This window comes from Aggregatibacter actinomycetemcomitans, assembly GCF_003130205.1.
In the GTDB taxonomy this organism is placed as follows: Bacteria; Pseudomonadota; Gammaproteobacteria; order Enterobacterales; family Pasteurellaceae; genus Aggregatibacter; species Aggregatibacter actinomycetemcomitans_A.
In genome coordinates this window covers 21356-34419 of record NZ_NRDF01000017.1, presented here as the reverse complement: position 1 = coordinate 34419, position 13064 = coordinate 21356, and the positions used below count along the sequence as shown (strand labels likewise).

Here is a 13064-nt window from a genome sequence, read left to right as displayed (position 1 = left end):
GTTTGTTTTTTGTTTGGGAACAAAAATTATACACTATTATGAACTCTTCTTTTTTGCACTTGGATTGTAAATTCAAGAGTTAAATATATGGGATATCGCATATCAATCTTATCGTAAGGAAAGTAAGCAAATACAAACAGCTAAATCTCATAAATAAGCTATAATAATCTTTGTTTACCTACTCTGAACTAACAGTTAGTTCAGATAAAATTACACCTTGTACAAAAAAATCATAAAACAAAAAGGCTGAATAAATATTATTCAGCCTTTTTAAATTTAATAGTTAACTAGTTTTTATTCCGCTGCAGCTTCTTCACTTGAAACTTCTGGGCGATCTACTAACTCAATGTAAGCCATTGGAGCATTATCGCCAGCACGGAAACCACATTTAAGGATGCGGGTGTAACCACCAGCACGTTGTGCAAAACGTGGACCTAATTCATTAAATAATTTAGCAACAGTTTCTGTGTTGCGTGTACGAGCAAAAGCTAGGCGGCGATTTGCCACACTATCCACTTTTGCTAAAGTAATTAACGGCTCAACTACTCGACGTAATTCTTTTGCTTTAGGCAAAGTTGTTTTAATGATCTCGTGACCAATTAAAGAACTTGCCATATTACGGAACATCGCTTGGCGATGACTGCTATTACGGTTTAGTTGACGACCACTCTTACGATGGCGCATAACCTTATCCTTCTCAGAAAAATCTTTAACCTACGACTAAATTAGTCTTCAGCAATACTTGCTGGTGGCCAATTCTCAAGGCGCATACCTAGTGATAAGCCCCTTGAAGCGAGTACATCTTTAATCTCAGTAAGCGATTTCTTACCTAAATTAGGAGTTTTAAGTAACTCAACTTCTGTACGTTGAACTAAATCACCGATATAGTGAATTGTTTCTGCTTTCAAACAGTTAGCAGAACGAACTGTCAACTCTAAATCATCTACAGGACGAAGAAGGATTGGATCAAATTCCGGCTTCTCCTCCTTAACTTCAGGTTGACGAATATCACGCAAATCAACGAATGCATCGAGTTGCTCTGCTAAAATTGTTGCTGCCCGACGAATAGCTTCTTCCGGATCAATAGTACCGTTTGTTTCTAGCTCAATAACCAATTTGTCTAAATCGGTACGTTGTTCAACACGTGCCGCTTCAACATTGTAAGCAATACGCTCAATCGGGCTATAACAGGCATCTACTAATAGACGACCAATAGGACGCTCTTCACCTTGAATTTGAGCACGAGCTGATGCCGGTACATATCCTCTACCACGTTGAACACGAATTCGCATGCTAATAGAAGCGTTTTCATCGGTCAGATGACAAATTACATGCTCTGGATTAATAACTTCAACATCACCATCATGGGTAATATCTGCAGCAACAACAGGGCCAATTCCAGACTTGCTAAGTGTAAGAAGAACATCATCCTTATTCTGTACTTTTACAGCTAAACCTTTTAGATTTAAAAGTACTTCCAGAATATCTTCTTGTACACCCTCTTTACTACTATATTCATGCAGTACACCATCAATCTCTACTTCAGTAACAGCACAACCTGGCATTGAAGATAAAAGAATTCGACGCAATGCATTCCCTAGAGTATGACCGAAACCACGCTCTAATGGTTCTAAGATAACCTTAGCTTGAGTGGAGCTAATTTGTTCAATATCAACTAAGCGCGGCTTTAAAAATTCTGTAACAGCACCCTGCATTTTATCCTCTCTTTGCTTCTAAGCTCTATTATTTAGAATAAAGCTCAACGATCAGATGTTCGTTAATGTCTGCTGATAAATCAGAACGTTCAGGAACACGTTTGAATACACCTTCCATTTTAGCAGCATCAACTTCTAACCATGTCGGTTTTTCTTTTTGTTCTGCCAACTCTAATGATGCTTTAATACGTGCTTGTTTTTTAGACTTTTCACGAACAGCAACTACATCATCAACTGAAACCTGGAAAGATGGAATGTTTACCACACGACCATTAACAACAATCGCTTTATGACTTACCAATTGGCGAGCCTCTGCACGAGTGGCTGCGAATCCCATACGATAAACTACATTATCCAATCGACCTTCAAGCAACACTAGTAGATTTTCACCTGTGTTACCTTTTAAGCGGTTTGCTTCTTTGTAGTAATTACGGAATTGGCGTTCCAAAATACCGTACATACGGCGAACTTTTTGTTTCTCACGTAACTGACTACCATAGTCAGACAAACGTGGCCTACGAGCGCCATGTTGACCAGGCGCGGTATCAATTTTACATTTTGAATCAATCGCACGAACGCCTGATTTAAGAAATAAATCAGTGCCTTCACGGCGGCTTAGCTTGAGTTTAGGACCCAAATATCTTGCCATTTTCTTTCTCCAACTATCCTATAACGTCATTAAACACGACGTTTTTTCGGTGGACGACAACCGTTATGAGGAATCGGAGTCACATCAGTAATATTCGTAATGCGGAAACCTGCTGCATTTAATGCACGAATAGTTGACTCTCGACCAGGACCCGGTCCTTTTACCATAACTTCCAAGTTCTTTAAGCCGAATTCTTTTACAATTTCAGCACAACGTTCTGCCGCAACCTGTGCAGCGAACGGGGTAGATTTACGAGAACCACGGAAGCCTGAACCACCAGCAGTAGCCCAAGCTAATGCATTACCTTGACGGTCAGTTATAGTAACGATTGTATTATTGAAAGATGCGTGAATGTGTGCAACGCCATCTACAACTTGTTTTTTCACACGTTTACGTGCACGAACTGGTGTTTTTGCCATCTTAATTTACCCCGACTATTTTTTGATCGGCTTACGAGGACCCTTACGGGTACGCGCATTAGTTTTAGTACGTTGACCACGTACCGGTAAACTACGACGATGACGTAAACCACGATAACAACCTAAATCTAATAGGCGTTTAATGTTAAGTGTTACTTCACGACGTAAATCCCCTTCAACGGTAAATTTACCAACTTCGTCACGCAGTTTGTCAATCTGCTCTTCAGACAATTCGCTGATCTTAACATCTTCAGCAATACCCGCTGCAGCACAAATGCTTTTTGAGCGAGTTTCACCGATACCGTAAATTGCAGTTAAAGCGATTACAGCGTGTTTATGATCAGGAATGTTAATGCCTGCAATACGGGCCACTATGCACTCCTATTGTTTATTGATGAGTTGACACTCTGATCTTGAAAAGCCCGTTTTCAGGATACTCAAACAGAGTGTCAAGGAAATAAATGAGCTGAGTAGTATATCCACCCAACCTGTTCTTTGCAAGAAAAATATCAATTAACCTTGACGTTGTTTATGCTTAGGATCGCTACAAAGTACACGAACAACACCTTCGCGTTTAACAATCTTACAGTTACGACATAATTTCTTAACGGAAGCACGAACTTTCATTGCTTATCCCTTTTATATAATCGGACTATTGTCCAAAACCTTTAAGGTTTGCTTTTTTCAGCGCAGATTCATATCTTGTAGACATCAAATGACTTTGAATCTGAACGATGAAATCCATAATTACCACCACAACAATTAACAAGGAAGTACCACCAAAATAAAATTGCACATTCCAAGCAGATGTCATGATATAAGGGACCAAACAAACAAATGTAACATAGAGACCACCAATGAGGGTCAGTCTAGTCATAATCTTATCGATATATCGAGATGTTTGTTCCCCTGGTCTAATTCCAGGTATAAATGCACCTGATTTTTTCAAGTTATCTGCCGTATCTCTAGGGTTATATTGCATAGCAGTATAGAAAAAACTAAAGAAGATAATAGCACTAGCATAAACGACTAAGTATAAAGGCTGTCCCGGATGCAATAAAATTGATAAATCAGTTAACCATTCCAAACTGGACCCCTGCCCAACCCATTGAGTTAGTGTTGCAGGAAAAAGAATTATACTTGACGCAAAAATCGCCGGGATAACTCCCGCCATATTCACTTTTAGCGGAAGATGGGTAGAGTGTCCCCCCAGGATTTGTCTGCCTTGTTGACGTTTAGCATATTCAACTTTTATTCTTCTCTGCCCTCTTTCTACAAAAACAACAAAGTAAGTAACCGCCAAAACAATAACAGCAATTAATAGAAGAACAAGAAGATGCATTTGACCGAGACGAGCTTGCTCAATCGTTTGACCTATAGCTGCAGGTAACCCCGCTACGATACCGGCAAAAATAATTAAAGAAATACCATTACCAATACCACGCTCTGTAATTTGCTCACCTAACCACATCAAGAACATAGTTCCTGTAACCAAGCTAATTACTGCAGTAAAATAAAATCCAAATCCCAGATTCGGGACCAGACCTGGTAACGTATTAGGTAAGCCGGTTGAAATACCTACCGCTTGTAAAGTAGCAAGCACAACCGTTGAATATCGGGTGTATTTACTAATTTTGCGGCGACCTGACTCACCCTCTTTTCTTAACTCTGCGAGTGCCGGATGAACCGAAGCTAGCAATTGGATAATGATCGATGCCGAAATATAAGGCATAATACCAAGAGCAAAAATTGAAGCGCGGCTCAAGGCACCACCAGAGAACATGTTAAACATATCAATAATGGTGCCTTTTTGTTGTTCAATCAACTGAGCTAATACAGCTGCATCTATACCAGGAACCGGAATGAATGAACCAATTCGGAAAACAATAAGCGCCCCTAAAACAAATAATAATCTGCTCTTCAGTTCACTTGTACCGCCTTGAGTACTTCTTGTTTGATAGCCTGGTTGTTTAGCCATTAATTATTCCTCGATTGAACCGCCAACAGCTTCAATAGCTGCTTTGGCGCCTTTAGTAACACGCAACCCACGAATAACTAATTTGGTTTTAATTTCACCCGCTAAAATTACTTTAGCAAACTGAATGTCCTTAGTTAAAATATTGGCAGCTTTTAATGTTTCTAAAGTCACAATACCATTTTCAATTTTATTCAGATCATCTAGACGGACTTCTGCTGTTACTGCAGATTTCATAGAAGTAAAACCAAATTTAGGTAAACGACGATATAAAGGCATCTGACCACCTTCGAAACCACGACGAACACCGCCGCCGGTACGGGATTTTTGACCTTTATGACCACGTCCACCGGTTTTACCTAAACCTGAACCAATACCACGACCAAGACGTTTAGCACTATGCTTAGCACCCTCAGCCGGAGATAGAGTATTTAAGCGCATCTATTACTCCTCCACTTTAACCATATATGAAACCTGGTTAATCATTCCTCGTACTGCCGGAGTATCAATTAACTCAACAGTATGATGCATATGGCGAAGACCAAGACCACGTAGTGTAGCTTTATGCTTCGGTAAACGAGCAATAGAACTACGAACTTGCGTTACTTTAATAGTTTTAGCCATTATCAATTACCCCAAAATTTCATCAACTGATTTACCACGTTTAGCAGCAACCATTTCTGGTGATTTCATATTTGCTAAAGCATCAATAGTTGCACGAACAACATTGATTGGATTAGTTGAACCATAAGCTTTTGACAATACGTTACGTACGCCAGCTACTTCCAATACAGCACGCATTGCACCACCTGCAATGATACCGGTACCCTCACTAGCAGGTTGCATAAACACTCGAGAACCTGTATGAGCACCTTTAATAGGATGCTGCAATGTACCTTCGCTTAAAGCCACATTGATCATATTACGACGCGCTTTCTCCATTGCTTTTTGAATAGCTGCAGGAACTTCACGCGCTTTGCCATATCCAAAACCAACGCGACCATTACCATCACCTACTACGGTTAACGCAGTAAAGCTCATGATACGACCACCTTTTACAGTTTTAGATACGCGGCTTACCGCAATTAGCTTCTCTTGCAGTTCACCAGCTTGTTTTTCGATGTTTGACATCTCAAATTACCTCAATTAGAACTGTAGACCAGCTTCACGAGCAGCATCCGCTAAAGATTGGATACGGCCATGATATTTAAAACCGGAACGGTCAAAAGCTACATCTTTGACACCTTTTGCTAATGCTCTTTCTGCAACAATTTTACCTACAACCGCTGCAGCATCTTTATTTCCGGTATATTTCACTTGCTCACTAATTGCCTTCTCAACAGTAGAAGCAGCGGCAAGCACTTCTGAACCGTTTGGTGCGATAACTTGAGCGTAAATATGACGCGGAGTACGGTGAACAACTAAACGCGTTACACCTTGCTCTCTCATCATATGACGCGCACTAGCCGCACGACGGATACGAGCTGATTTCTTATCCATAGTGTTACCTTAATTATTTCTTCTTAGCTTCTTTAATACGCACCACTTCATCAGCGTAACGTACCCCTTTACCTTTATACGGTTCAGGACGACGATAAGCACGAATATCTGCGGCAACTTGACCGATTAACTGTTTATCTGAACCTTTCAAAACAATTTCAGTTTGAGAAGGGCATTCAGCAGTAATCCCCGCAGGTAAAACATGCTCAACAGGGTGAGAAAATCCAAGACTTAAAGCAACAGCATTTCCTTTAATTTGAGCTCTATAACCTACACCTACTAATTGTAGTTTTCTTGTAAATCCTTCAGTAACACCGATAACCATAGAATTAACTAATGCTCTGGCAGTACCGGATTGAGCATTACCACCTTCAACACCTTCACGTGGTGAGAATGTTAATTCGTTATTTTCATGCTTAACTTCTACTGAATGATGAATAGAGCGTGACAACTCACCATTTTTACCTTTAATTGTTAGTAACTGTCCGTTAAGTTTTACCTCAACGCCGGCAGGAATACTAACAGGTGCTTTTGCAACACGAGACATTTTCCTACCTCTCTATTAAGCTACATAACAAATGATCTCACCGCCTAAACCAGCTTGACGAGCTGCACGGTCAGTCATTACACCTTTAGATGTAGATACCACAGCGATACCTAAGCCACCCATTACTTTCGGTAATTCGTCTTTACGTTTATAAATACGAAGACCTGGGCGACTTACGCGCTGGATACTTTCTACAACCGGTTTACCTTGGAAATATTTTAACGTAATTTCCAATTCAGGTTTTACACCTTCAACTACTTTAACGCTTTCGATATAACCTTCGCTAGCTAATACATTGGCAATTGCAACTTTTAGCTTGGATGAAGGCATACTGATCGCAACTTTATTCGCAGCTTGACCGTTACGAATGCGGGTCAACATATCTGCGATAGGATCTTGCATACTCATTGTGCTTTTACTCCGATTCCAAATTAAAGTGGCATATTACCAACTAGCTTTCTTAAGACCCGGGATCTCGCCACGCATAGCAGCTTCACGAACCTTAATACGGCTTAAACCAAACTTACGAAGAACGCCGTGAGGACGTCCGGTTTGACGGCAACGGTTACGTTGACGACTAGGGCTAGAATCACGTGGTAAAGTTTGCAACTTCAACACCGCATTCCAACGGTCTTCGTCAGAGGCATTAATGTCAGAAATAATTTTTTTCAACTCTACACGTTTAGCGTAGAATTTTTCAGCCAATTTCACGCGTTTTACATCGCGTGCTTTCATTGATTGTTTAGCCATTTGTAACCTGCCTTACTTACGGAATGGGAAATTAAAGGCAGCCAATAGTGCTCGACCTTCTTCATCATTCTTAGCTGTGGTGGTAATAGTAATATCTAAACCACGTACACGATCTACTTTATCGTAGTCGATTTCAGGGAAGATGATTTGCTCACGCACACCCATACTGTAATTCCCACGACCATCAAATGATTTCGCGCTTAAACCGCGGAAGTCACGAATACGTGGAACAGCAATTGTAATTAAACGTTCTAAGAACTCCCACATACGTTCACCACGTAGTGTTACTTTACAACCGATTGGATATCCCTGACGGATTTTAAAGCCTGCAACAGATTTACGGGCTTTAGTAATCAAAGGTTTTTGACCGCTAATTGCTGCCAGATCCGCTACCGCATTATCTAGCAATTTTTTATCGGTCAATGCTTCACCCACACCCATATTTAGGGTTATCTTTTCGATTCGTGGGACTTGCATGACAGATGAGTAGTTGAATTTCGTTTTCAATTCATTTACTACTTGATCTCTGTAATAATCATGCAGTTTCGCCATCGCATTACTCCAGTTTATTAAATAATTTCATTATTAGATTTGAAGAAACGTACTTTTTTGCCGTCTTCGAATCTAAAACCTACTCGGTCAGCTTTATTTGTTGTTGGATTGAAAATAGCAACATTTGATACATCAATCGCAGCTTCTTTTTTCACTAAACCACCCTCTTTACCTAGTGCAGGTACCGGTTTTTCATGTTTAGTGATAATGTTTACGCCTTCAACAATCACTTTACCGTTAGATAACACTTTGGTTACCTTACCGCGCTTACCTTTGCTTTTGCCGGTAAGCACAATTACTTCATCATTTTGACGGATTTTTGCAGCCATTACATTCTCCTTACAGTACTTCTGGAGCTAAGGAAATGATCTTCATGAATTTCTCAGAACGAAGTTCACGAGTCACCGGTCCAAAAATACGAGTACCGATTGGTTGCTCGGTGTTATTATTTAAAATCACACAGGCATTACCATCGAAACGAATAACTGACCCATCTGGGCGACGAACACCCTTCTTGGTGCGCACAACAACTGCTTTTAATACATCACCTTTTTTTACTTTACCGCGTGGAATTGCTTCTTTCACGGTAATTTTGATAATGTCGCCAATAGCAGCATAACGACGGTGCGATCCACCTAGAACCTTGATACACATTACGCTACGAGCCCCTGAGTTATCAGCAACATCCAGCATAGTCTGTTCTTGGATCATATTAGTGCTCCGTTAAATAAAAAAACCACCCTTGCGGGACGAACCTACCCATAATGGATAGGGTGCGGATTCTAGCACAAAAAATATAACGAAAGCAATAAGCTTTTAAATAACTTATACGCTTTCATGAAAGGAATGAATTTGGGACGTAAACAACAAAAAGTGCGGTCGAATTTCCAGATGTTTTTTAGCTGTGAATCAAAAGAAATAAAAAAGCCAATGATAAACATCATCGGCTTTTATTTATCGTTAATTAAGCAATTACTGCTTTCTCAACTACACGAACTAAAGTCCATGATTTAGTTTTAGAAATCGGACGACATTCACGAACTTCTACTAAATCACCTAATTTAGCTTCGTTGTTTTCATCGTGCACATGTAGTTTGGTTGTGCGGCGGATAAACTTACCATAAAGTGGGTGTTTAACCTTGCGTTCAATAGCAACAACGAAAGATTTCTCCATCTTGTCACTAACTACACGACCTTGCACGCTACGAATTTTATCAGTCATTACTCACCCGCCTTTTCGGTTAGAACAGTTTTAATTTGTGCAATACTACGACGCACTTGTTTTAACTGATGGGTTTGTTGAAGCTGACCGGTGGCTGCTTGCATACGCAACTTGAATTGCTCACCTAACAAGTTAACCAATTCAGCATTCAGCTCTTCAACACTTTTTGTACGTAGTTCTTGAGCTTTCATTACATCACCGTCTTAGTTACGAAAGTGGTCTTAACCGGCAATTTAGCAGCTGCTAATGCAAATGCTTCTCTTGCGATCTCTTCAGACACACCATCCATTTCATAGAGAACTTTACCCGGTTGGATTAAGGCTACCCAGTACTCAACGTTACCTTTACCTTTACCCATACGGACTTCTAGTGGTTTTTCAGTAATTGGTTTATCCGGGAATACACGAATCCAGATCTTACCTTGACGTTTTACTGCACGAGTCATAGCACGACGAGCGGCCTCAATTTGACGTGCGGTTAAACGACCACGACCAACTGCTTTTAAACCGAAAGTACCGAAGCTAACTTCTGTACCGCCCGCGATACCACGGTTACGGCCTTTGTGAACTTTACGGAATTTTGTACGTTTTGGTTGCAACATTTAGCGATTCTCCTTACTTACGACCTTTACCGCGCGGAGCCTTTTTAGGCTTGTCGGTAGGTTGTTGTTCCGGTTGCGCCAGCGCAGCCATTCCACCAAGAATCTCACCTTTGAAGATCCATACTTTAACGCCGATTACGCCGTATGTTGTATGTGCTTCAGCAGTGTTATAGTCGATGTCCGCACGCAATGTATGTAGAGGTACACGACCTTCACGATACCATTCAGAACGGGCAATTTCTGCACCGCCTAAACGACCGCTAACTTCAACTTTGATACCTTTAGCGCCTAAACGCATTGCATTTTGTACCGCTTTTTTCATAGCACGACGGAACATTACACGACGTTCTAATTGTGAAGCGATGCTGTCTGCAACTAATTTCGCATCTAATTCAGGTTTTTTCACTTCAGCGATATTGATTTGTGCAGGAACGCCGGCAATTTTTGCTACTGCGTTACGCAATTTTTCAACATCTTCGCCTTTCTTACCAATTACGATACCCGGGCGGGCTGTGTGAATAGTAACACGAATACTTTTCGCAGGACGTTCAATCGTGATACGTGAAACTGAAGCATTCGCTAATTCTTTATTTAAGAATTGACGTACTTTGAAATCGCCTTCAAGATTATCGGCGAAGTCTTGTGTATTCGCAAACCAAGTAGAGCTCCAAGGTTTTACAATACCTAGGCGAATACCATGTGGATGTACTTTTTGACCCATTGTTATTCCTCTACGATTAACGATCCGACACAACCACGGTAATGTGGCTTGTACGTTTTAAAATACGATCTGCACGACCTTTAGCACGTGGCATAACACGTTTCATGCTTGGACCTTCATCTACGAAAATCTTCGCAACTTTAAGATCATCGATATCTGCACCGTCATTGTGCTCGGCATTTGCAATAGCTGACTCTAGAACTTTCTTCACTAAAGCAGATGCTTTTTTGTTAGTGTAAGTAAGAATTTCTAATGCTTGAGCAACTTTCTTACCACGGATTAAATCCGCAACTAAGCGAGCTTTTTGCGCTGAAGTGCGAGCGTAACGATGTTTTGCAATTGTTTCCATCTTTTACCCCTTACTTCTTAGCTTTCTTGTCCGCAGCGTGACCGCGGTAAGTACGAGTCGGTGCAAATTCGCCTAATTTATGACCGATCATTTCATCAGAAACATAAACAGGAACATGCTGACGACCATTATGGACTGCGATGGTCAATCCGATCATTGATGGAATGATCATTGAACGACGGGACCAGGTTTTAATTGGTTTTTTATCCCCGCTTTCCACCGCCTTCTCTACCTTCTTCAACAAGTGTAGGTCAAGGAAAGGACCTTTCTTGAGAGAACGTGGCATGGCTTATCCTCTTATTAATTTAAATTATTTACCACGACGACGTACGATATATTTATCAGTACGTTTGTTATGGCGAGTTTTCTTACCTTTAGTTTGAACGCCCCAAGGTGTTACCGGGTGTTTACCAAAGTTACGACCTTCACCACCACCATGTGGGTGATCCACCGGGTTCATTGCAGTACCACGAACTGTAGGGCGTACACCTCTCCAGCGGTTAGCGCCTGCTTTACCCAATACGCGAAGCATATGCTCTGAGTTACCTACTTCACCGATGGTTGCAGAACACTCAGCTAATACTTTACGCATTTCGCCGGAGCGAAGACGCAAAGTAACATAATTACCTTCACGGGCGATGATCTGTACATAACTACCTGCAGAACGGGCAATTTGACCGCCTTTACCGGGTTTTAATTCAACGTTATGCACGGTAGAACCAACCGGGATATTACGCATTGGTAAAGCATTACCAACTTTAATTGGCGCATGTGCACCCGCTTGGATTTGATCACCTGCAGCCAAACCTTTAGGTGCTAGGATATAACGACGTTCACCGTCTTTATAAAGCACTAAAGCGATATTTGCAGAACGATTCGGATCGTATTCTAAACGCTCAACAACACCGGGAATGTCTAATTTATTACGTTTGAAATCAATTAAACGATAGTGTTGTTTATGACCGCCACCGATGTGACGAGTAGTAATACGACCATAGTTGTTACGACCACCGGTTTTAGATTTAGTATCTAAAAGCGCAGCAAAAGGTTTACCTTTGTGCAATTCAGGGTTAACAACTTTAACAACATGACGACGACCAGCGGAGGTCGGCTTACATTTAACGATAGCCATTATCTTCTACTCCTCCGTAATTACTCTGCCGCACCTTCAACGAAGTCCAAAGATTGTCCTTCTTGAAGTGTAACATAAGCTTTTTTCCAGTCACTGCGACGTCCGATCTTAGCACCACGGCGCTTAGTTTTACCTTTGACCACGACGGTACGAACAGAATCCACTTTCACTTCAAAAAGTTGCTCTACTGCATTAGTAATTTCTACTTTATTTGCATCTAAAGCCACTTTGAAAACGATAGTGTTTGACTTCTCAGCGTTATTTGTTGCTTTCTCAGAGACATGCGGTGCTTTAAGCACTTTTAGCAAACGTTCTTGACTCATGCTAACATCTCCTCAATTTGCTTCACAGCATCCACAGTAACAACTACTTTATCGAAAGCAATTAAACTTACCGGATCAATACCTTGAGCATCACGAACATCAACTTTGTATAAGTTACGCGCTGCTAAGAATAGATTTTCATCCAAGCTTGCTGTGATGATTAACACATCTTCAAGTGCTAATTCTTTTAATTTTTGTACTAATACTTTGGTTTTTGGTGCATCAATTTCAAATTTATCAACAACAACTAAACGATCTTGACGAACAAGCTCGGAAAGAATGCTCTTGATTGCACCGCGGTACATTTTCTTGTTCACTTTTTGGCTGTGATCTTGTGGTTTCGCTGCGAAAGTGACACCACCGGAACGCCAGATTGGTGATTTAATATCACCTGAACGAGCGCGACCTGTACCTTTTTGACGCCAAGGTTTTTTACCTGAACCAGACACTTCAGCACGAGTTTTTTGTGCACGAGAACCTTGACGGGCACCTGCTGCATAAGCAACAACAACTTGGTGAATCAACGCTTCGTTAAACTCACGGCCGAAGGTAGTTTCAGAAACAGTGAGTGCGTTAGCACCTACAACTTGTAATTCCATCTCTATCTCC

Annotated in this window: 26 protein-coding genes; all 26 read right to left on the bottom strand. The window is 41.0% G+C overall.

Annotated elements, in window-relative coordinates; genetic code table 11:
* Positions 1 to 294: 294 nt before the first annotated feature.
* The 26 genes from rplQ to rplD all read right to left on the bottom strand — a co-directional run bounded on the left by rplQ (position 295) and on the right by rplD (position 13054).
* Complete coding sequence (gene rplQ, locus DK423_RS09950) at positions 295 to 684, bottom strand: 50S ribosomal protein L17 (protein ID WP_005556262.1); 390 nt, start codon at positions 682 to 684, stop codon at positions 295 to 297.
* 41 nt (positions 685 to 725) lie between these two features.
* The gene (locus tag DK423_RS09945; protein WP_005556260.1) at positions 726 to 1715 is read right to left on the bottom strand and encodes a DNA-directed RNA polymerase subunit alpha; all 990 of its coding nucleotides are present in this window, start codon (positions 1713 to 1715) and stop codon (positions 726 to 728) included.
* Positions 1716 to 1743: 28 nt separating this feature from the next.
* On the bottom strand, positions 1744 to 2364 hold the full coding sequence (gene rpsD / locus DK423_RS09940; RefSeq protein WP_005556258.1) for a 30S ribosomal protein S4: 621 nt from the start codon (positions 2362 to 2364) through the stop codon (positions 1744 to 1746).
* A 29-nt stretch (positions 2365 to 2393) separates the two neighbouring features.
* The gene (gene rpsK / locus DK423_RS09935) at positions 2394 to 2783 is read right to left on the bottom strand and encodes a 30S ribosomal protein S11 (RefSeq protein WP_005543603.1); all 390 of its coding nucleotides are present in this window, start codon (positions 2781 to 2783) and stop codon (positions 2394 to 2396) included.
* Between the two features lie 15 nt (positions 2784 to 2798).
* Positions 2799 to 3155: a 30S ribosomal protein S13 gene (rpsM, locus tag DK423_RS09930; protein ID WP_005556256.1), complete on the bottom strand. Its 357-nt coding sequence runs from the start codon at positions 3153 to 3155 to the stop codon at positions 2799 to 2801.
* Positions 3156 to 3296: 141 nt separating this feature from the next.
* Positions 3297 to 3410 carry a 50S ribosomal protein L36 gene (rpmJ, locus tag DK423_RS09925; protein WP_005548767.1) on the bottom strand — a complete coding sequence of 38 codons (114 nt, stop codon included), beginning with the start codon at positions 3408 to 3410 and terminating at the stop codon, positions 3297 to 3299.
* Positions 3411 to 3435: 25 nt separating this feature from the next.
* Positions 3436 to 4761 (bottom strand): preprotein translocase subunit SecY, encoded by a 1326-nt coding sequence (secY, locus tag DK423_RS09920; RefSeq protein WP_061886718.1) that lies wholly within the window; start codon positions 4759 to 4761, stop codon positions 3436 to 3438.
* Between the two features lie 3 nt (positions 4762 to 4764).
* A complete protein-coding gene (gene rplO / locus DK423_RS09915) occupies positions 4765 to 5199 on the bottom strand; it encodes a 50S ribosomal protein L15 (RefSeq protein WP_005556252.1) in 435 nt (144 codons plus the stop codon).
* A 3-nt stretch (positions 5200 to 5202) separates the two neighbouring features.
* A complete protein-coding gene (rpmD, locus tag DK423_RS09910) occupies positions 5203 to 5382 on the bottom strand; it encodes a 50S ribosomal protein L30 (protein ID WP_005543631.1) in 180 nt (59 codons plus the stop codon).
* Between the two features lie 6 nt (positions 5383 to 5388).
* The gene (gene rpsE, locus DK423_RS09905; RefSeq protein ID WP_005556250.1) at positions 5389 to 5889 is read right to left on the bottom strand and encodes a 30S ribosomal protein S5; all 501 of its coding nucleotides are present in this window, start codon (positions 5887 to 5889) and stop codon (positions 5389 to 5391) included.
* Between the two features lie 15 nt (positions 5890 to 5904).
* On the bottom strand, positions 5905 to 6258 hold the full coding sequence (gene rplR / locus DK423_RS09900; protein ID WP_005556248.1) for a 50S ribosomal protein L18: 354 nt from the start codon (positions 6256 to 6258) through the stop codon (positions 5905 to 5907).
* A 13-nt stretch (positions 6259 to 6271) separates the two neighbouring features.
* A complete protein-coding gene (gene rplF / locus DK423_RS09895) occupies positions 6272 to 6805 on the bottom strand; it encodes a 50S ribosomal protein L6 (protein ID WP_005548778.1) in 534 nt (177 codons plus the stop codon).
* Positions 6806 to 6820: 15 nt separating this feature from the next.
* Positions 6821 to 7213: a 30S ribosomal protein S8 gene (gene rpsH / locus DK423_RS09890; RefSeq protein WP_005548780.1), complete on the bottom strand. Its 393-nt coding sequence runs from the start codon at positions 7211 to 7213 to the stop codon at positions 6821 to 6823.
* Positions 7214 to 7249: 36 nt separating this feature from the next.
* On the bottom strand, positions 7250 to 7555 hold the full coding sequence (gene rpsN / locus DK423_RS09885; protein ID WP_005548782.1) for a 30S ribosomal protein S14: 306 nt from the start codon (positions 7553 to 7555) through the stop codon (positions 7250 to 7252).
* Between the two features lie 12 nt (positions 7556 to 7567).
* Positions 7568 to 8107 (bottom strand): 50S ribosomal protein L5, encoded by a 540-nt coding sequence (gene rplE / locus DK423_RS09880; RefSeq protein WP_005548784.1) that lies wholly within the window; start codon positions 8105 to 8107, stop codon positions 7568 to 7570.
* A gap of 17 nt (positions 8108 to 8124) precedes the next feature.
* Positions 8125 to 8436, bottom strand: coding sequence for a 50S ribosomal protein L24 (gene rplX, locus DK423_RS09875; protein ID WP_005548785.1), 312 nt, complete (start codon positions 8434 to 8436; stop codon positions 8125 to 8127).
* A 10-nt stretch (positions 8437 to 8446) separates the two neighbouring features.
* Positions 8447 to 8818, bottom strand: a complete 372-nt coding sequence (gene rplN / locus DK423_RS09870; protein ID WP_005548786.1) for a 50S ribosomal protein L14 — start codon at positions 8816 to 8818, stop codon at positions 8447 to 8449.
* A 253-nt stretch (positions 8819 to 9071) separates the two neighbouring features.
* Entirely contained in the window at positions 9072 to 9329 is a 258-nt protein-coding gene (rpsQ, locus tag DK423_RS09865; RefSeq protein ID WP_005539352.1) for a 30S ribosomal protein S17, read from the bottom strand.
* Entirely contained in the window at positions 9329 to 9520 is a 192-nt protein-coding gene (gene rpmC / locus DK423_RS09860) for a 50S ribosomal protein L29 (RefSeq protein WP_005539356.1), read from the bottom strand. Before rpmC ends, rpsQ begins: the two co-directional genes overlap by 1 nt.
* Positions 9520 to 9930, bottom strand: coding sequence for a 50S ribosomal protein L16 (gene rplP, locus DK423_RS09855; RefSeq protein ID WP_005539359.1), 411 nt, complete (start codon positions 9928 to 9930; stop codon positions 9520 to 9522). The genes rpmC and rplP overlap by 1 nt, the downstream gene beginning before the upstream one ends.
* A 13-nt stretch (positions 9931 to 9943) precedes the next feature.
* On the bottom strand, positions 9944 to 10651 hold the full coding sequence (gene rpsC / locus DK423_RS09850) for a 30S ribosomal protein S3 (protein WP_005556244.1): 708 nt from the start codon (positions 10649 to 10651) through the stop codon (positions 9944 to 9946).
* Between the two features lie 16 nt (positions 10652 to 10667).
* A complete protein-coding gene (gene rplV / locus DK423_RS09845) occupies positions 10668 to 11000 on the bottom strand; it encodes a 50S ribosomal protein L22 (RefSeq protein ID WP_005539363.1) in 333 nt (110 codons plus the stop codon).
* A 10-nt stretch (positions 11001 to 11010) separates the two neighbouring features.
* On the bottom strand, positions 11011 to 11286 hold the full coding sequence (rpsS, locus tag DK423_RS09840; protein WP_005539416.1) for a 30S ribosomal protein S19: 276 nt from the start codon (positions 11284 to 11286) through the stop codon (positions 11011 to 11013).
* Positions 11287 to 11310: 24 nt separating this feature from the next.
* Positions 11311 to 12132 carry a 50S ribosomal protein L2 gene (gene rplB / locus DK423_RS09835; protein WP_005545487.1) on the bottom strand — a complete coding sequence of 274 codons (822 nt, stop codon included), beginning with the start codon at positions 12130 to 12132 and terminating at the stop codon, positions 11311 to 11313.
* Positions 12133 to 12152: 20 nt separating this feature from the next.
* Positions 12153 to 12455, bottom strand: a complete 303-nt coding sequence (gene rplW / locus DK423_RS09830; protein WP_005556242.1) for a 50S ribosomal protein L23 — start codon at positions 12453 to 12455, stop codon at positions 12153 to 12155.
* Positions 12452 to 13054: a 50S ribosomal protein L4 gene (gene rplD, locus DK423_RS09825; RefSeq protein WP_005556240.1), complete on the bottom strand. Its 603-nt coding sequence runs from the start codon at positions 13052 to 13054 to the stop codon at positions 12452 to 12454. The genes rplW and rplD overlap by 4 nt, the downstream gene beginning before the upstream one ends.
* Between the last annotated feature and the right edge of the window lie 10 nt (positions 13055 to 13064).